The organism is Rhizobium giardinii bv. giardinii H152, assembly GCF_000379605.1.
Lineage (GTDB): Bacteria > Pseudomonadota > Alphaproteobacteria > Rhizobiales > Rhizobiaceae > Pararhizobium > Pararhizobium giardinii.
The window spans coordinates 323,041-341,118 of sequence record NZ_KB902691.1; the positions used below are offsets into that span (position 1 = coordinate 323,041).

Annotated in this window: 18 protein-coding genes; 10 read left to right on the top strand and 8 right to left on the bottom strand. The window is 62.6% G+C overall.

Translation table 11 applies throughout. The annotated features are described in order from the left end of the window. Positions 1 to 5: 5 nt before the first annotated feature. From A3AY_RS0123150 to A3AY_RS0123165, 4 genes are all read right to left on the bottom strand, one after another. On the bottom strand, positions 6 to 692 hold the full coding sequence (locus A3AY_RS0123150) for a GltB/FmdC/FwdC-like GXGXG domain-containing protein (RefSeq protein ID WP_026203736.1): 687 nt from the start codon (positions 690 to 692) through the stop codon (positions 6 to 8). 38 nt (positions 693 to 730) lie between these two features. Next, a complete protein-coding gene (locus A3AY_RS0123155) occupies positions 731 to 1,636 on the bottom strand; it encodes a class II glutamine amidotransferase (protein ID WP_018328071.1) in 906 nt (301 codons plus the stop codon). A 109-nt stretch (positions 1,637 to 1,745) separates the two neighbouring features. After that, positions 1,746 to 2,444, bottom strand: a complete 699-nt coding sequence (locus tag A3AY_RS0123160; RefSeq protein ID WP_018328072.1) for a helix-turn-helix domain-containing protein — start codon at positions 2,442 to 2,444, stop codon at positions 1,746 to 1,748. A 67-nt stretch (positions 2,445 to 2,511) separates the two neighbouring features. Continuing rightward, positions 2,512 to 3,492: a GlxA family transcriptional regulator gene (locus tag A3AY_RS0123165; RefSeq protein WP_018328073.1), complete on the bottom strand. Its 981-nt coding sequence runs from the start codon at positions 3,490 to 3,492 to the stop codon at positions 2,512 to 2,514. Positions 3,493 to 3,581: 89 nt separating this feature from the next. On the opposite strand from A3AY_RS0123165, the gene A3AY_RS0123170 reads away from it, so the two are divergent. The 5 genes from A3AY_RS0123170 (at position 3,582) to A3AY_RS39830 (ending at position 8,927) form a co-directional block, all read left to right on the top strand. Next, complete coding sequence (locus A3AY_RS0123170; protein ID WP_018328074.1) at positions 3,582 to 4,832, top strand: sarcosine oxidase subunit beta family protein; 1,251 nt, start codon at positions 3,582 to 3,584, stop codon at positions 4,830 to 4,832. A gap of 9 nt (positions 4,833 to 4,841) precedes the next feature. Then, positions 4,842 to 5,114, top strand: coding sequence for a sarcosine oxidase subunit delta (locus A3AY_RS0123175; RefSeq protein ID WP_018328075.1), 273 nt, complete (start codon positions 4,842 to 4,844; stop codon positions 5,112 to 5,114). Continuing rightward, positions 5,111 to 8,068, top strand: coding sequence for a sarcosine oxidase subunit alpha family protein (locus A3AY_RS0123180; protein ID WP_018328076.1), 2,958 nt, complete (start codon positions 5,111 to 5,113; stop codon positions 8,066 to 8,068). The genes A3AY_RS0123175 and A3AY_RS0123180 overlap by 4 nt, the downstream gene beginning before the upstream one ends. Continuing rightward, positions 8,061 to 8,633, top strand: coding sequence for a sarcosine oxidase subunit gamma family protein (locus tag A3AY_RS0123185; RefSeq protein ID WP_018328077.1), 573 nt, complete (start codon positions 8,061 to 8,063; stop codon positions 8,631 to 8,633). The genes A3AY_RS0123180 and A3AY_RS0123185 overlap by 8 nt, the downstream gene beginning before the upstream one ends. 153 nt (positions 8,634 to 8,786) lie before the next feature. Continuing rightward, a complete protein-coding gene (locus A3AY_RS39830; RefSeq protein WP_018328078.1) occupies positions 8,787 to 8,927 on the top strand; it encodes a hypothetical protein in 141 nt (46 codons plus the stop codon). Between the two features lie 14 nt (positions 8,928 to 8,941). On the opposite strand, the gene hutC is transcribed toward A3AY_RS39830, so the two are convergent. Further along, positions 8,942 to 9,649, bottom strand: coding sequence for a histidine utilization repressor (hutC, locus tag A3AY_RS0123195; RefSeq protein ID WP_040669143.1), 708 nt, complete (start codon positions 9,647 to 9,649; stop codon positions 8,942 to 8,944). A gap of 153 nt (positions 9,650 to 9,802) precedes the next feature. Beyond that, positions 9,803 to 11,158 (bottom strand): formimidoylglutamate deiminase, encoded by a 1,356-nt coding sequence (locus A3AY_RS0123200; RefSeq protein WP_018328080.1) that lies wholly within the window; start codon positions 11,156 to 11,158, stop codon positions 9,803 to 9,805. A gap of 100 nt (positions 11,159 to 11,258) precedes the next feature. On the opposite strand from A3AY_RS0123200, the gene hutI reads away from it, so the two are divergent. The 4 genes from hutI (at position 11,259) to hutU (ending at position 16,758) form a co-directional block, all read left to right on the top strand. Continuing rightward, positions 11,259 to 12,509: an imidazolonepropionase gene (gene hutI / locus A3AY_RS0123205; protein WP_026203739.1), complete on the top strand. Its 1,251-nt coding sequence runs from the start codon at positions 11,259 to 11,261 to the stop codon at positions 12,507 to 12,509. 49 nt (positions 12,510 to 12,558) lie between these two features. Beyond that, positions 12,559 to 14,100: a histidine ammonia-lyase gene (gene hutH, locus A3AY_RS0123210; RefSeq protein WP_018328082.1), complete on the top strand. Its 1,542-nt coding sequence runs from the start codon at positions 12,559 to 12,561 to the stop codon at positions 14,098 to 14,100. Positions 14,101 to 14,269: 169 nt separating this feature from the next. Further along, a complete protein-coding gene (gene hutG / locus A3AY_RS0123215; protein WP_018328083.1) occupies positions 14,270 to 15,088 on the top strand; it encodes an N-formylglutamate deformylase in 819 nt (272 codons plus the stop codon). Continuing rightward, entirely contained in the window at positions 15,085 to 16,758 is a 1,674-nt protein-coding gene (gene hutU / locus A3AY_RS0123220) for a urocanate hydratase (RefSeq protein ID WP_018328084.1), read from the top strand. The genes hutG and hutU overlap by 4 nt, the downstream gene beginning before the upstream one ends. A 155-nt stretch (positions 16,759 to 16,913) precedes the next feature. On the opposite strand, the gene A3AY_RS35885 is transcribed toward hutU, so the two are convergent. Further along, positions 16,914 to 17,144, bottom strand: a complete 231-nt coding sequence (locus A3AY_RS35885) for a hypothetical protein (protein WP_018328085.1) — start codon at positions 17,142 to 17,144, stop codon at positions 16,914 to 16,916. After that, on the bottom strand, positions 17,141 to 17,398 hold the full coding sequence (locus A3AY_RS0123230) for a type II toxin-antitoxin system Phd/YefM family antitoxin (protein ID WP_018328086.1): 258 nt from the start codon (positions 17,396 to 17,398) through the stop codon (positions 17,141 to 17,143). The genes A3AY_RS35885 and A3AY_RS0123230 overlap by 4 nt, the downstream gene beginning before the upstream one ends. A gap of 57 nt (positions 17,399 to 17,455) precedes the next feature. On the opposite strand from A3AY_RS0123230, the gene A3AY_RS0123235 reads away from it, so the two are divergent. Further along, the gene (locus A3AY_RS0123235) at positions 17,456 to 18,055 is read left to right on the top strand and encodes a HutD/Ves family protein (protein ID WP_234913065.1); all 600 of its coding nucleotides are present in this window, start codon (positions 17,456 to 17,458) and stop codon (positions 18,053 to 18,055) included. Positions 18,056 to 18,078: the final 23 nt, after the last annotated feature.

The following is an 18,078-nucleotide window of genomic DNA, read 5'->3' on the forward strand; positions in this document are numbered from 1 at the left end:
CTGCCTTAGTACGCTTCGGCGTTATCGATGTTGAAATTGTAGAGTTTGCGGGCCGAACCGTAGCGCTTGAATTCCGTCGGGCTCACATCGGTGACACCAGCTCTTTCGAGCAGTTCTGCAAGCTTCTCCCGATGTTCGGACCGCATTTCCTTCTCGATGCAGTCGGCGCCGAGGCTCTTGACCGTGCCGCGCACGAAAAGCTTGGCCTCGTAGAGCGAATCCCCGAGCGCATCGCCGGCATCGCCGAGCACGACCAGATGGCCCGACTGACCCATGAACGCCGACATATGGCCGATGCTGCCGTGGACGACGATGTCGATACCCTTCATCGAGATGCCGCAGCGCGAGGCCGCATTGCCCTTGATGACGAGCAGGCCGCCTCGGCCGGTGGCGCCCGCATACTGGCTGGCATCGCCTTCGATGACGACGGTTCCCGACATCATGTTCTCGGCGACGCCGGGGCCGGCGGATCCGTGAACGGTCACCGTGCCGCCGTCATTCATGCCGGCGCAGTAGTAGCCGACGCTGCCGCGCACATCGACGGTGACGGGCTGGTCGATGCCGACAGCCACCGCATGGCTGCCACGCGGGTTGACGACTTCGAAATTCGTGTCGTTCGTGCCGGGAGCGATCGCGTGCAGCGCACTGTTCAACTCGCGCAGCGGCGTGGTGGCAAGATCGAACACTCGCATCGCTTCCAGACTTTCTCGGTTTACGCTGATATCCACGATTAAGCTGCCTTCTCATGATCCCAGAAATAGACGGTGGCGGGCTCCGGTTCCCAGACACGCGCATCTTCGATGCCCGGCAGGTTTACGAGCGCGCGGTATTCCGAACCGAAGGCGATGTACTGATCCGTCTCGGCCATGACGGCGGGCTTGCAGGCAATCGGATCACGCACGACGCCGAAGCCGGACTTCGTGCCGACGACGAAAGTGAAGAAACCGTCGAGGTCATCAAGCGCGCTGGTCAATGCCTGACCAAGATCCTTGCCCTTGGCCATCTCGGCGGTGAGATAGGCAGCCGCGACTTCGGAATCGTTCTGCGTCTCGAAGCTCATGCCTTCGCGAACCAGTTCGCGGCGCAGGTTGTTGTGATTGGAGAGCGACCCGTTGTGCACCAGGCACTGGTCCGCGCCAGTCGAGAACGGATGCGCGCCGAGCGTGGTGACGGCCGATTCCGTTGCCATGCGGGTATGGCCGATGCCATGCGTGCCGCCCATCTCGCGAATGCCAAAACGGGCAACCACGTCCTTCGGCAAGCCGACTTCCTTGTAGATCTCGACGCTGTCGCCCGAGCCCATGACCCGCACGTCCGGCCGCTGCTCAGCAAGCAGATCACGCACGGCTGCAGACTGCGTGGCATCCGTCTCGATCACTGCATGCGTGCTTTTCAGCTCCACGGTGACACTGGCGTCAACGGGCTTCAGCAGAGCTTCAAGCCCGGCGAAATCGACGGCGGGCTTGGCGGATTGAACGGTGATTTTCGCGCGGCCATCGGACGGTGCGCCATAGATCGCGATGCCGGCGCTGTCAGGGCCGCGATCGGTCATGATGACCAGCATATCGGACAGCATGGCGCCCAGTTTGGGCTCCAGTGTCTTGTCCTTCAAAAACAATCCGACAATTCCGCACATGGAGACGATCCCTCATTTCGTTGCTAAAAAGGGGATAGCAGTTGCCGTTTCAAATTTCAACTGGGAAGAAAGTTTTTTTCTTTTAAGGCAAGATTTTTGCGCCACGACGTCAGGAAATCGCGCCCCGCGTCTGTGGATAGGAGATGATCGAAAGATAGCGTATTGGCAGCTTCACCAATTCCTCGGGACCGTGGCGCGCATCGGCGTCGAAAAACAGGCTGTCACCAGGCTGCATGGTGAAAAGCCGGTCGCCGTGGCGATACACGACCTCGCCTTCGAGCATGTAGAGAAACTCCATGCCTTCGTGCTGAAAGGCCGGGAACGTATCGGAATCGGCCGTCAGCGTAATCAGATAGGGCTCGACGATGACACCGGCGGTATTGTTGTCGATATGGCCGAGCAGATTGTATTGATGCCCGGCGCGGGTGCCGCGCCGCTCCAGTTCAACGCCTTCGCCCGCCTTGACGAAAACGGCGTTGCGCACCTCCTCGTAGCGCCGGAAGAATGCTGTCACAGGAACGCCAAGCGCCCGTGAAAGCGATTGCAGTGTCGTCAGCGACGGCGAAATGTTGCCGTTCTCGATCTTCGACAACATGCCCAGTGAAATGCCCGTGGCCGTGGCAAGGTCGGTGACGGTAATACCGAGCTTCTTGCGAAAGGCGCGAACTTCATGGCCGATGGCGATTTCGAGGTTGTTTTCCTTCGGCTCGCGCAGCGCGTGCGGATCCTGCGAGAAGGCCGCCTTCAGCGCCGGGCGCTCGTCATCCGTCGTCCGGCCAATATCGATTTCGGCAGTCTTCTTCGCCATGCTTCTCCCCTATGCCTTCGGACAAAAATCCTATCCTGAGAGTGAAAATTTCTCAACCCGGAAGAAATTATTCTGGAGGCGGGGTGGGGATAACCTGCCGCCCCTGTCGCGGCGCCTCTCCGAAAGCCTCTCTGTAGCTGCGCGAAAAATGGCCGGCGCTGGAAAAGCCGGTGGCGAAAGCGATTTCGGAGATCGAAAGCGGGCTTTGCAGAAGCAGTCGCCGCGCATGGTTAAGCCTGAGCTTGCGATACTCCGCTAGGAAAGACGATTGCATCAGGCTTGAGAACAAACGGTCCAGATGACGCGGCGACACACCGGCCAGGGTGGCCATGGCCTGCCGGTCGAGCGGCGCCTCGATCGTCGCCTCCATCTTTTCAAGGACCGTCAGCAGGCCCGGGTGATTGACGCTGTAACGCTCGGCCAGCGCGGCCCGTTGCGGTGCACCGGGAGCTTCCACGTGGGTATGCAGGTACCAGTCGCTGACCCGCCGGGCGAAATCGGATCCCATACGCTCGGAGATCAAGGCGTGCATCATGTCGAGCGGCGCGACGCCGCCGCCGCAGGTGATGCGGTTGCCGTCGAGCACATAACGGGCCTGACGCGGCGCGAGATCCGGAAAAGCCTCCCTCAGGGCCGGCGCATGCTCCCAGTGGATGGTAAAGTCACGATCCCTCAGCAGGCCGGCGGCGGCCATCAGATAAGGCCCGCCGGAAATGCCGCCGATCCGAACGCCCTCGCGCGCCAATTGGCGCAGGCAGGCGAGAACCGCAGGCACATTCCAATCCACCGGCGAACCGCCGGCGCAGACAAAGACCGTGTGCAGGCTGGAACCGCGTCTGGGAAGCGGTTGCGAGGGAACAGGAATTCCTGAGGACGAGAGCGCCATGTCGCCATCCGGCGCGTGGGACGACAGGCTGTAGATTTCTTTGCCTGCCAGAAGATTGGCGGCGCGCAGCGGCTCAATCGCCGACGCGTAGGACATCAGCGCAAACCCGGGAATGAGAATGAAGCCGATGTTCTGCACGTTTTTGAGATCTTCTGCCGCCATGACCTATTTATGACGCAATACGTCTCTTTTCTGCAAGTGATGAAAATCAATCCTGTCATGATCGCGCCAGTTCCCACGGTGAATCGATCATGCGCTACTCTGCCTTCTCCGTTTTTCTGAATGCCCTGCGCGGCAATAAAGGCTGGCAGCCGGCCTGGCGAAGCCCGGTTCCGAAAAATCATTACGATGTGATCATCGTCGGCGGTGGCGGTCACGGCCTTGCGACCGCCTACTATCTCGCCAAGGAATTCGGCATCACCAATGTCGCGGTGCTGGAAAAGGGCTATATCGGCTCGGGTAATGTCGGGCGCAACACGACGATCATCCGCTCCAACTACCTCTTGCAGGGCAACAACCCGTTCTACGAGCTGTCGATGAAGCTCTGGGAGGGGTTGGAGCAGGACTTCAACTTCAACGCCATGGTCTCGCAGCGCGGCGTGCTCAATCTCTATCACTCCGACGCCCAGCGCGACGCCTATACGCGCCGCGGCAACGCGATGCGCCTGCACGGCGTCGATGCCGAACTGCTCGATCGCAATACCGTGCGCCAGATGCTGCCCTTCCTCGATTTTGACAATGCCCGCTTCCCGATCCAGGGTGCCCTGATGCAGAAGCGCGGCGGCACCGTGCGGCATGACGCAGTTGCCTGGGGCTATGCCCGCGGCGCCGACAGTCGCGGCGTCGATATCATCCAGAATTGCGAGGTCACCGGCATTCGTCGCGAACACGGCCGCGTCACCGGCGTCGAGACCAGCCAGGGCTTCATCGGCTGTGGCAAGCTGGCGCTGGCGGCGGCAGGAAATTCGACCGTCGTTGCCGATATGGTCGACATGAAGCTGCCGATCGAGAGCCATGTGCTGCAGGCCTTCGTCTCGGAAGGGTTGAAGCCGTTCATCGACAACGTCGTCACCTTCGGCGCCGGACACTTCTATGTCTCGCAGTCGGACAAGGGCGGCCTTGTCTTCGGCGGCGATATCGACGGATACAATTCCTACGCCCAGCGCGGCAATCTGGCGACGGTCGAACATGTCGCCGAGGCGGGTATCGCGATGATCCCGGCGCTGTCGCGTGTTCGGGTGCTGCGCTCCTGGGGCGGCGTGATGGACATGAGCATGGACGGCTCGCCGATCATCGACCGCACCCATATCGACAACCTCTATCTGAACGCCGGCTGGTGTTATGGGGGCTTCAAGGCCACGCCCGCTTCCGGCTTCTGCTACGCCCATCTGATCGCCGGGAACCAGCCACACGAAACGGCAACGGCTTTCCGGCTCGACCGCTTCTCACGCGGCCGGATGATCGATGAAAAGGGCGTCGGCTCGCAACCCAATCTGCACTGAGGACATTTCATGGCCAGCCTGATCGCCTGCCCCCATTGCGGGCCGCGCCCCAAGGAAGAATTCACCGTAAAAGGTGATGCCGCAATCGCCCGCCCCGCCGCGGATGCCGGCGAGGACGCCTGGTACGCTTACGTCTATCTGCGCGACAACCCGCGCGGTCGCCACAAGGAATATTGGCACCACACGTCCGGCTGCCGCCGCTGGCTCGTCGTTGAGCGCGATACCGTGACCCATGTTGTCTATGCCGTATTGGACGCGAGCGCTCAGGGAGAGACCGCATGAGTTCCTTCCGTCTTTCCAAGGGCGGCCGGATCGACCGCGCCAAGCCGCTCGACTTCACCTTCGACGGCAAGCCGATGCAGGGTTTTGCCGGCGATACGCTGGCATCGGCGCTTCTTGCAAACGGCCGCCAGCTTGTCGGCCGCAGTTTCAAATACCATCGCCCGCGCGGTATCCTGACTGCGGGCGCGGCGGAGCCCAATGCCCTTGTGACGATCGGCGAAGGCGGGCGCACCGAGGCCAATACCCGCGCAACGCTGGTCGAGCTCTACAGCGGCCTCAAAGCAAAAAGCCAGAACCGCTGGCCGTCCGTCGATTTCGACCTCGGCGCCGTCAACAGCCTGCTCTCGCCCTTCCTCGGCGCTGGCTTCTACTACAAGACCTTCATGTGGCCGGCGGCCTTCTGGGAGAAGGTCTACGAGCCGATCATCCGCAAGGCAGCCGGTCTCGGTCGCGCCACCTACGAGCCCGATCCGGACACCTACGAGAAATGCTGGACGCATTGCGACCTGCTGGTGATCGGCGCGGGCCCGGCCGGCCTTGCAGCCGCGCTGACCGCCGGCCGTGCCGGGGCGCGCGTCATCCTCGCCGATGAAGGTTTCGAGCCCGGCGGCTCGCTTCTTGCGGAGACCGCGGCAATCGGCGAGAAAGCCGCGGCCGTCCTCCTTGAGGAGACGCTTGCCGAACTCGCCAGCCTTGCCAATGTCCGCATCTTCTCCCGTACTACTGTCTTCGGCTGGTATGACGGCAATGTCTTCGGTGCCGTCGAGAGCGTGCAGAAGAACACGGCGGCCATCGACCCGAACCGGCCGGTCGAGCGCCTGTGGCGCCTCGCCGCCAGGCACGCGATCCTCGCGTCTGGCGCGGAAGAACGGCCGCTGGTCTTCGGCGGCAATGATATTCCCGGCGTGATGATGGCGGGCGCCATGCGCTCCTATCTCAACCGGCAGGCGATCGCGCCCGGCAAGCGCACCGTCGTTTTCACCAACGATGAATCCGGCTACAGGACGGCGACCGACCTAGAGGCAGCGGGGCTTGAGGTGGCTGCCATCGTCGACAGCCGTGTCGGCGCGCCCTCGTCATGGGCCGGCCGTGCCCCCGTCTTCCCCGGCGCCGTGGTTCAGGACGCCAAGGGCGGCAAGGCACTGACTGGCGTGACGATGATCAAGGGCGGGGCGCTCGAAACCATCAAGGCGGACGCCCTTGCCATGTCCGGTGGCTGGAGCCCGATCATCCATCTCGCTTGCCATCGCGGCGCAAGGCCGGTCTGGTCGGATGCCAAAGCCGCGTTTGTCGCACCGCAAACGCAGGACGGGCTGACCATTGCCGGTTCGGCCGCAGGCGTGGGCGCCCTCGAAGCCTGCCTTGCCGACGGCGCTGAAAAAGCCGGAAACGTCCTGCCCAGCCTCGGCTTTTCCAGTGCAGCCGCTGCCTTCACGCCGGCGGTGGATACCGCGACCGTCGCCAAGCCGCTCTGGTGTGTGCGCGGCGCAAAGGGCAAGGCGTTTGTCGACTACCAGAACGACGTGCACCTGAAGGACCTGCGGCTTGCCGTCAGCGAAGGCTACGGCCATGTCGAGCTTGCCAAGCGCTACACTACCAATGGCATGGCGACCGATCAGGGCAAGCTGTCCAATGTCAACGCCATCGGCATTCTCGCCGAGGCGCGCAAGGTCTCGCCGGCCGATGTCGGCACCACGACCTTCCGCCCTTTCTACACGCCGCTCTCCTTCGGCGCATTGACCGGCGCCTCGAAGGGCAAGCATTTCCAGCCGGTGCGCAAATCGCCGCTGCACGACTGGGCCAGGAAGAACGGCGCCGTCTTCGTCGAAACCGGCCTCTGGTACCGTTCCTCCTGGTTTCCGAAGGCGGGCGAGACGACATGGCGCGACAGCGTCGATCGTGAAGTGCTGAACGTGCGCAAGAACGCCGGTATCTGCGATGTCTCGACGCTCGGCAAGATCGAGATCTTCGGGAAGGATGCCGCGGAGTTCCTCAACCGCATCTACTGCAACGCCTTCCTGAAACTGCCGGTCGGCAAGGCACGCTATGGCCTGATGCTACGTGAAGACGGCATGATCTATGACGACGGCACGACGAGCCGGCTCAGCGAAAACCACTTCTTCATGACGACCACCACGGCCTATGCGGCCGGCGTGATGAACCATCTGGAATTCTGCGCCCAGGCGCTCTGGCCGGATCTCGACGTGCAGTTCGCTTCCTCGACGGACCAGTGGGCGCAGATTGCCGTCGCCGGGCCGAAGTCGCGGACCATCCTGCAGGCGCTGGTCGATGAGGATATTTGCGAGGTGGCCTTCCCGTTCCTCGGCGCCAAGGAGGTCTCGCTGTTCGGCGGCAAGCTCACCGGTCGGTTGTTCCGCATCTCCTTCTCCGGCGAACTCGCCTACGAACTGGCAGTTCCCGCCGGCTACGGCGAAGCCGTCGCGGATGCGATCATGCAAGCAGGCAGCCCGCATGGCATATGCCCCTATGGTGTCGAGGCCCTCGGCGTGATGCGCATCGAGAAAGGTCATGTCACCCATTCCGAGATCAACGGCACGGTCACCCCGGCCGACCTCGGCTTTGCAAAGATGGTCTCGACGACGAAGCCGGATTTCATCGGCAAGGCGATGCTGTCGCGCGACGGAATGGTGGCGCAGGACCGGCTATCGCTCGTCGGCGTCAAACCCCTCGACCCGGCAACGACGTTCAGGACCGGCTCGCACATCCTTTCCGAGGCCGCCACGCCGTCGCTGGAAAATGATCAGGGCTATGTGACCTCCAGTTGCTTCTCGCCGAACCTCGGCTCCACCATCGGTCTGGCGCTGGTCAAGCATGGACCGAAGCGCCACGGCGAGCAGGTGACGGTCTGGAACGACCTGAAGAACGAATACACCAAGGCCGTGCTCTGCAGCCCGGTCTTCTTCGATCCGGAAAACGAAAAGCTCCATGGTTGATTTCGCCCTCTTCCACCGCTCTGCCCTTGCGGGCGCAAAGACTGGCTCGTTCGGTGCCGCTTCAACGGGCTCAAGGATCGCGCTTACGGCCCTGTCCGAGGGTCATGTGCTGCACGTACTCGCAGCGCATGGAAGTGGCGCTCTGCGGGGCCTGGTCGCACAGATCGGCGACGGCGGTCCTTATGCGGTCCGCGCCTATGGGCCCGGGCAATGGTTCGTCGTCGGCGACGCGGCTCTTTCCGCCGCAGATCTCTCCGGCAAGGCCGCGCTCCTTGCAAGCAGGGCGTCGATTGCAGATCAAAGCCACGGTCGCGTCCGGATCGGCATCGGCGGTGCATCCGTCGAAGCCGTCCTCGCCAAGGGCACGGCTGTCGATCTCGATCAGGCGAACTTCGCCATCGGCCACTCGGCCATGACCCTGATCGGCCACATCTCGGCGCTGATCACCCGAACCGGCGTGGAGAGCTTCGAACTCATGGTCTTGCGTGGCTTCGCCGAAAGCCTGTGGGACGATCTCGTCCAGATGAGCCTCGAATTTGGCGTGGAGGCAAAAACGGCGGATTGATTGGCTTTTTCGTTGCGCCAATCGCTTTCAAATTTTCCGATTGTCTCGAACCACGGCATCGTTCATGGTCGGAATATCCGCCGCGTTCGGTGCCACTGATTGCATAGCATCACGTGCGCGGACGGTTCATTTTTTGCACGAGGAAGACACGCCATGGCCAAGGGACAAGCAAAGAGCAACAAGGAAGTCAGGAAACCGAAGAAGGACAAGGTCGCGGCCAAGGCAGCAACACCCTTCAGTGCGACACTCACGAAGGAAGTTCCCAAACTGTCCGGCGCCAAGCCGAAGAAATAATCGGCGAGTTGCCGTCACTTCGGCTGCGACGGCGTGAAATTGGCGACCAGTGCATGTCGCTCGCCCGGATAGATCAGGCGCACATGGGTGATGTAGGAGCCATTGCTCCAGGTGCGCCGTTCGACCGTCAGGCACGGGGTCCCGACGGCCAAGCCAAGGGCAGCGGCGACCGGTTCATTGGCCGCCACTGCCCGGATCGTGTGTTCGGCGGCACTCCAGGGGACCCGGTTCAACAGCCAGGGGCCTGGTGCCATTTCCTCAAAATCCTCTTCCGCCGCATCCGGCACCGCTGCCAGATTGATCAGGCGCTGCTCAACGCAAAACGGCCTGCTTCCGGCAAAATGCGTGCAGATTATATCGAGGACAGGTGCAGCGACTTCGAGGCCGAGCCTCGCTCTGTCGTCCGCATTGCTCCGGCGCCGTGCCTTTGCCGACAGCCTATAGTCATAGGCGAGACCCAATGACTGGACTTCGAGCTTGATATCGCGGATTTCAAGCACCGCCGACTGGGCGCGCGGCTGCGTCACGTAGCTGCCGGACTTGCGCCGCCGCTCGATCAGCCCCGTTTTCGCCAGTTGCGTCAGCGCCTTGTTCACGGTCATCCGCGAACATTTGTACTGCTCGGCAAGATCGACCTCGAAGGGTATGCGAAAGCCCGGCTGCCATTCGCCGGAAAGGATCCGGTCTTCGATATCGCCGAGGATGCGCTGATGCAGCGACATCTCGCCCGCCCCTTCGGCAAGCGGGGTCACAGCCTCCAGATCTGCCTCGCCCTGCGATTTCACCGTATTACTCGCTTTCGTGTATGCATCCGGTCCTAGCAGAAATTTTCCGGTGCCGCCCATACTGAAACGCGTTGCACCGAACGAATTCCATCAGGCCAAAAGCTCAGTCATCACCTTGCGGAACCGGGAGGATATCTCGTCGCGTCGATGATGGCGTCCGCCTTCGACCTTCTTGCGGCCCGCGACCCAGACGCAGTCCGGCCTGGTGCCATTGGCAAAGAGCCAGGAATCGAGAACTGCGTCATCGGCGAGGCGGCCATCCGGCACCGCCAGGCTGACGAAATCCGCCGGATTGCCGACGGCAATTCCCGTCTTCGATGACCCCGCCTTTGAACCCAAGGCGATGCTGCCGCCGTCAAGCGCACCGTCGAACAAAGCGCGGCCGGTGGATTGGCCAGGGGCGGCAAGGACGTTGCGCGAGCGGTGCGCCAAACGCTGCGAATATTCGAGCTGCCGAAGTTCGTCGGGAAGCCCGATCAGCACGTTGGAATCCGAACCGACGCCGAATTTCCCGCCCGCTTCGCCAAAGACGACCGCATTGAACGTGCCGTCGCCAAGATTGGCCTCCGTCACCGGGCAAAGGCCGGCGACCACCTTGCTTTCAGCCATACGTCGGGTTTCGTCATCCGTCATGTGCGTCGCATGGATGAGGCACCAACGGCCATCGAGGCCGGCATTGTCGAGCAGCCATTCGACCGGCCGCGCGCTGGACCACGCGATGCAATCCTCCACTTCCTTGACCTGCTCGGCGACGTGAATATGGATCGGCCCATCCTGTGCCATCGCAACGACGGCCGTCAATTCTTCCGGTGTCACCGCCCGCAGGCTGTGCGGCGCGACGCCGACGCGTCCATCCGGCAAACCTTTGACCGCGGAACGGCAGCCGTCGAGCAATCGCTCGAAGCTCTCGAGCGAATTGATGAAGCGCCGCTGACCCTCGTTCGGTGCGGCGCCGCCGAAGGTCGAATGCGCGTAGAACACCGGAAGCAGCGTCAGGCCAATGCCTGTCTGCGAAGCCGCGGCTGCAATCCGCTGCGCCATCTCAGAAATGTCGGCATAGGGGCTGCCGTCGATACCGTGGTGGAGATAGTGGAATTCGCCGACGCGGGAAAAGCCGGCCTCCAGCATTTCCATATAGAGCTGGCCGGCAACGGCCTCGACATGGTCCGGCGTCATCGACAGCGCGAAACGGTACATCACATTGCGCCAGCTCCAGAAACTGTCGGCACCGGGCCCACGTGTTTCCGCAAGCCCCGCCATGCCGCGCTGGAATGCGTGACTGTGCAGGTTCGGCATGCCGGACACGAGGATATCGTGGCGCTCATCTTCTGTCTGAGCAGCCGCCCCGGTTTCGACCGAAACAATCCGCCCGCCCTCGAACGATATCCGCACATCCTTCTGCCACCCTGCCGGCAACAAGGCCGAATTCACATGAATGCTATCCAAGGCCGAACCCTCTCCCGTTTTCGATAAAATCAAAAAACCACTTGCGCTCATTTTCTTTATGTCTATACATAATAGCACGAAAAGGAAAGGCTGGAAAACGATGTCTTCCATAAAATCGACACCGGACGGGTCCCGACCAACCGCTTGCGATCGCCTCTGGCGGAACGCGCGGCTCGCGACCCTGAACCCTGCCATGCCGGGCCTCGGGCTTGTCGAGGATGGCGTCATCGCCGTCGAGGACGGACGCATCCTTTATGCCGGCAGTGAAGCAGGCCTGCCCTTTCCCCTCGAAAACGCCGGCGAAATCATTGACTGCGGTGGCCGCTGGATCACCCCCGGCCTGATCGATTGCCACACCCATCTCGTTCATGCCGGAGACCGCGCCAACGAATTCGAGATGCGCCTTGCCGGCGCAACTTATGAAGAGGTGGCACGGGCCGGAGGCGGCATCGTCTCCTCGGTCCGTGCGCTGCGCGAAGCCAGCGAAGACGAGCTTGTAAGCCAGACCCTTCCTCGCCTGGATGCCCTGATGGCCGAGGGCGTGACCACTGTCGAAGTCAAGTCCGGCTACGGCCTCGACCTCGAAAACGAAGCGAAGACCCTGCGCGCGGCGCGCCGGCTTGGCGACGCGCGCGATATTGCCGTCCGTACCACCTTCCTCGGCGCCCATGCGCTTCCGCCCGAATTCAAGGACGACAAGGCGGGTTATATCGCCAAGGTCGCCGGCGAAATGCTGCCCGCCATCGCCGCAGAGGGCCTCGCCGATGCCGTCGACGGCTTTTGCGAAGGGATCGCCTTTTCGACCGACGAGATGCGGCGGGTGTTCGATGCGGCCAAGGCGCACGGCCTGCCGGTCAAGCTGCATGCCGACCAGCTTTCCAACCTGCATGGCGCAGCCCTTGCCGCCGAATACGGTGCGCTGTCGGCCGATCACCTCGAATATACCGACGAGGCCGGCGCTGCGGCCATGGCAAAGAGCGGCACGGTCGCGGTCATCCTGCCCGGCGCGTTCTATTTCATCCGCGAAACCAGGAAGCCGCCGATCGACGTGTTCCGCAAGGCCGGTGTTTCGATGGCGATCGCCACCGACAGCAATCCCGGCACCTCGCCGCTAACCTCGTTGCTTCTGACCATGAACATGGCCGCGACCTTGTTCGGCATGACGGTGACGGAATGCATCGCCGGCGTGACGCGGGAGGCGGCGCGCGCACTCGGGCTCGTCGATGAGGTGGGGACACTGGAACCCGGGAAATGGGCCGATTTCGCCATCTGGAATATCGAGCGACCGGCCGAACTCGTCTACCGCATGGGCTTCAACCCGCTGCATGCGCGCGTCCGCAACGGACATTGAAATTTTAAGACGCGTGAGCCTGGCTCCGCGCATTGGTGAGGACTGATTTATGACCCTTATTCTTCAGCCGGGCTCCGTCCCGCTTTCGACACTCGAAACCATCTATTGGACCGGCAAGCCCGCCCGGCTTGATCCGTCCTTCGACAAGGGCATCGAGAAGGCCGCCGCCCGCATCGCCGAGATCGCCGCAGGCAACGCGCCGGTCTATGGCATCAACACCGGCTTCGGCAAACTGGCGAGCATCAGGATCGATGCCGCCGATGTCGCCACCCTGCAGCGCAACCTGATCCTCTCCCACTGCTGCGGCGTCGGCCAGCCGCTTGGCGAGAACATCGTGCGCCTGATCATGGCGCTGAAACTCGTCTCGCTCGGACGCGGCGCATCGGGCGTCCGGCTCGAACTCGTCCGCCTGATCGAGGCGATGATGGAAAAGGGCGTCATCCCGGTCATTCCGGAAAAAGGCTCCGTCGGCGCCTCGGGCGACCTTGCGCCGCTCGCCCATATGGCAGCAGTGATGATGGGCGAAGGCGAAGCGTTCTTCGGCGGCGAACGGCTCGACGGCCGCACAGCTCTGGAGCGCGCCGGCCTGACGCCGGTCGTGCTGGCCGCCAAGGAAGGTCTGGCGCTGATCAACGGCACGCAGGTCTCGACAGCGCTCGCCCTTGCCGGCCTGTTCCGCGCCCACCGGGCCGCCCAGTCCGCGCTGATCACCGGCGCGCTTTCGACCGATGCCGCCATGGGCTCCTCGGCGCCGTTCCATCCCGACATCCACACGCTGCGCGGCCACAAGGGCCAGATCGACGCGGCGGCTGCCCTGCGCGGCCTGCTCAAGGGCTCGGTGATCCGCGAAAGCCATATCGAGGGTGACGAGCGCGTCCAGGATCCCTACTGCATCCGCTGCCAGCCGCAGGTCGACGGCGCCTGCCTCGATCTCATGCGCTCGGTTGCCCGCACGCTGGAGATCGAAGCCAATGCCGTCACCGACAATCCGCTGGTGCTGTCCGACAATTCCGTCGTCTCGGGCGGCAACTTCCATGCCGAGCCGGTCGCCTTCGCCGCCGACCAGATTGCGCTCGCCGTCTGCGAGATCGGCGCTATCTCGCAGCGCCGGATCGCGCTTCTGGTCGATCCGGCACTGTCCTACGGCCTGCCGGCGTTTCTCGCCAAGAAACCGGGCCTCAACTCCGGCCTGATGATCGCCGAGGTCACATCGGCGGCGCTGATGTCGGAAAACAAGCAGATGTCGCACCCGGCCTCGGTCGATTCCACCCCGACCTCGGCCAACCAGGAAGATCATGTCTCCATGGCCTGCCACGGCGCCCGCCGCTTGCTGCAGATGACCGAAAACTTGTTTTCAATCATCGGCATCGAGGCCCTGACAGCCGCGCAAGGCATCGATTTCCGCGCCCCGCTCGTCACGAGCCCGGAACTGACCAAGGCCATCGCCGCAATCCGCTCCGTTGTCCCGACGCTGGAGATCGACCGCTACATGGCTGATGACCTCAAGGCGGCGAGCGACCTCGTCGGCTCCGGCGCGCTGAACGCGGCTGTTTCCGCAGGCATACTCCCGGTTCTGGAGGCTTTAAGATGAGATACAAGAACCCCTCCCCAACCCCTCCCCACAAGGGGGAGGGACTTGCAGGCGGCACATACCCGCTTTCCCAACGAGCTTTCCACCCAGTGATGCCAATCGGTTCGTCTTCGGCGATGCCACGGGTTAACCCCTCCCCCCTGTGGGGAGGGGTTGGGGAGGGGTTTTTATGACCGTCTTCGAAGTCAAACAGGGCACGTCGCCCGTCATTCTCGGCTTCCCGCACACCGGCATCGACGTTCCGCCGGCGATCTGGGAGCGGCTGAACGATAATGGCCGCATCCTCGCCGACACCGACTGGCACATCCATCGCCTCTATGACGGCCTGCTGCCGCAGGTGACGACGGTGCGCGCCACCTTTCATCGCTACGTCATCGACGCCAATCGCGATCCGGAGGGTGTCAGCCTCTATCCCGGCCAGAACACGACTGGTCTCGTTCCCGGCACTGATTTCGACGGAGTTTCGATCTGGAGAGACGGCGAAGAGCCGACCGAAGCCGACATCGCCGCGCGGCTTGCCGACTTTCACGCACCCTATCACGCCGCACTTGCGGCCGAGATCGAACGGGTCAAGGCAATCCATGGCATCGCCGTGCTCTATGATTGCCATTCGATCCGCTCGGATATTCCGTTCCTGTTCGAAGGCACGCTTCCCGATTTCAACATCGGTACCGACAGCGGCAAGACCTGCGATCCAGCCATCCAGGATGCAGCCGTCGATGTCGTCCTCAATGCGCAAGGCTACACCAGCATCCTCAACGGCCGCTTCAAGGGTGGCTGGACGACGCGCCACTATGGCCGGCCGGAAACCGGAGTCCACGCGATCCAGATGGAACTGGCGCAATCCACGCACCTGACCACGGAAACGCCGCCCTTCGCGTATGACGAAGCCAAGGCGACCAAGCTTCGCATTCATCTCAAAGACATTCTCACGCGCATCGAAACGACGGCGCTGACACTGGCACACACCAAAAGGGGAACCAAATGACCAATCCTCGTCACAACATCCGCGACGTCCGCGCAGCCCGCGGCACCGAACTGACCGCGAAATCCTGGATGACCGAAGCGCCGCTTCGCATGCTGATGAACAATCTCGATCCGGAAGTGGCCGAGAACCCGCACGAACTGGTCGTCTACGGCGGCATTGGCCGGGCCGCCCGCACCTGGGCCGACTTCGACAAGATCGTCGAAACCTTGCGCGACCTCAATGAAGACGAAACGCTGATGGTGCAATCCGGCAAGCCGGTCGGCGTCTTCCGCACCCACAAGGATGCGCCGCGCGTGCTGATCGCCAACTCCAACCTCGTGCCGCATTGGGCGACCTGGGACCATTTCAACGAACTGGATAAAAAGGGTCTCGCCATGTACGGCCAGATGACCGCCGGTTCGTGGATCTACATCGGTTCGCAGGGCATCGTGCAGGGCACCTACGAAACCTTCGTCGAAGCCGGCCGCCAGCATTACAACGGCGACCTCAAGGGCAAGTGGGTCCTGACCGGCGGTCTCGGCGGCATGGGCGGCGCCCAGCCGCTGGCCGCCGTCATGGCCGGCGCCTGCTGCCTTGCGGTCGAATGCAATCCGGACTCGATCGATTTCCGCCTGCGCACCCGTTATGTCGACGCAAGAGCCGAAACGCTTGACGAAGCCATGGACATGATCAAGCGCTGGACCGCTGCCGGTGAAGCCAAGTCCGTCGGCCTGCTCGGCAACTGCGCCGAAATCCTGCCGGAAATGGTCCGTCGCGGCATCCGCCCCGACATGGTCACGGACCAGACCTCGGCCCACGACCCGATCAACGGTTACCTGCCGAAGGGCTGGACCATGGCTGAGTGGAAGGCAAAGCGCCAAAGCGACCCGAAAGCCGTCGAAAGGGCTGCCCGCGCCTCGATGCGCGAACATGTCGAGGCGATGATCGCCTTTCAGGACATGGGCATCCCGACCTTCGACTACGGCAACAACATCCGCCAGGTCGCCAAGGAAGAGGGCCTGGAAAACGCCTTCGCCTTCCCGGGCTTCGTCCCGGCCTATATCCGTCCGCTGTTCTGCCGCGGCATCGGTCCATTCCGCTGGGCTGCCCTGTCGGGTGATCCGGAGGACATCCGCAAGACCGACGCCAAGGTCAAGGAACTGCTGCCCGACAACAAGCACCTGCACAACTGGCTCGACATGGCCGCCGAGCGCATTGCTTTCCAGGGCCTGCCGGCGCGCATCTGCTGGGTCGGCCTTGGCGACCGTCATCGCCTCGGCCTCGCCTTCAACGAGATGGTCAAGAACGGCGAACTGAGCGCGCCGGTCGTCATCGGCCGCGACCATCTGGACAGTGGCTCCGTCGCCTCGCCGAACCGCGAGACGGAAGCGATGAAGGACGGCTCCGACGCCGTGTCCGACTGGCCGCTCTTGAACGCGCTCCTCAACACCGCATCCGGCGCCACCTGGGTATCGCTGCATCACGGCGGCGGTGTCGGCATGGGCTTCTCGCAGCACTCGGGCGTCGTCATCTGCTGCGACGGCTCGGACGATGCCGCGCGGCGCATCGAACGCGTTCTCTGGAACGACCCGGCGACCGGCGTCATGCGCCACGCCGACGCCGGCTACGAGATCGCCCTCGACTGCGCCAAGGACAAGGGCCTGCGGCTGCCGGGAATTCTCGGGAACTGATCTCTCCCCATGGGTGTTTCGGAAGTCCGGGAAGGACGGCCTGATCAACAGTGATAAGCGGGACCCCCTCGATAATGGCCTGAGCAATCAGGATCCGATCGAAGGGGTCGTTGTGAAAGAGGGGCAGACGCGCAATCGCAATGGCATGTTCGCTGTTACGGAAGTTCGACATATCCGTTTTCCAGGAGACGGTAGCGCAGCACGAAAGGGTCGGCGTGAAAGCCGCCGCGGCCGGTCCCGTGCTTTATTGCAGTTTCCCAGATGCTGGCCGGGCTGAAGAGGAGTTCGTTGCCGGTCTCCTCGATAAGAGGTCTGATGATCTTGGGCAAAAGCGCAATATCGCCGGCCGCCCAGATCAGGATGTGAGTGTCGAGGAGAAATCTCATTTGGGAAACAGGCTGCCGCCGTAAAACATTTCCTCGATCTCATCCGCCATCATCGTATCGAAATCTTCCGGGACAACAATTTCGCCCTTCATAAACCCGATACGGCGTTTTTTCGGCGTTTCCGCTTCATCGAGCGGCACAAGCTTTCCGATCGGTTTGCCGGCCTTGGCAATGATGAAGGATTCGCCCTTGGCCACCCTTTCCATCAGGCGCGAGAGATGTGTCTTTGCTTCGTGTATATTGACGGTTTCCATCATCGTCCTCCTGTGGACTTAGTCCACTGAACTCAGTCCACTCCATAGAGGTTTACAATGTCCATCGCGCAACAGCCCAATCACAACCGTCTGATGGTATTAAAGGCAGACACTTACCGCCGTATGCCGTGGAAAAACGGCGCAGGCGAGACCGTGGAGATCGCCGTATTCCCGCCGGAGGCCGATCTCGCCACTTTCGGCTGGCGCGTCAGCATGGCGACTGTCGGCAGCGACGGGCCGTTTTCGGTTTTTCCGGGCATAGACCGGACCCTGTCGATCCTTCAGGGCGATGGCATAGAACTGGATATTGCAGGCCGCTCGCCCGTCGTGCTGACGCAGGCATCCAAGCCGCTTGCCTTTCCGGCCGACGCTGCGACCTCGGCACGGCTGGTATCAGGCGCAATCGTCGATCTGAACGTCATGACCCGGCGCGGGCAGTGGGTCCATCAGGTTGAAAAGCGGATTGTCGAAGGGCAGCATCATCTGGACGCCGAGGGCGGCGTCACCATGCTTCTGTCGCTCGGCAATGTACGGATCGATTCCGGAGATCACGCAGTTGAGCTTGCCCGGCTGGACTGTGCCATCCTGCAAGGCGTCGTGCTGATTACCTCCGACATGCCGACGGAGGCCTATCTGATCCACATTTCGCCCGTCTGAGGCTCTACACACCCGCCCCGGCG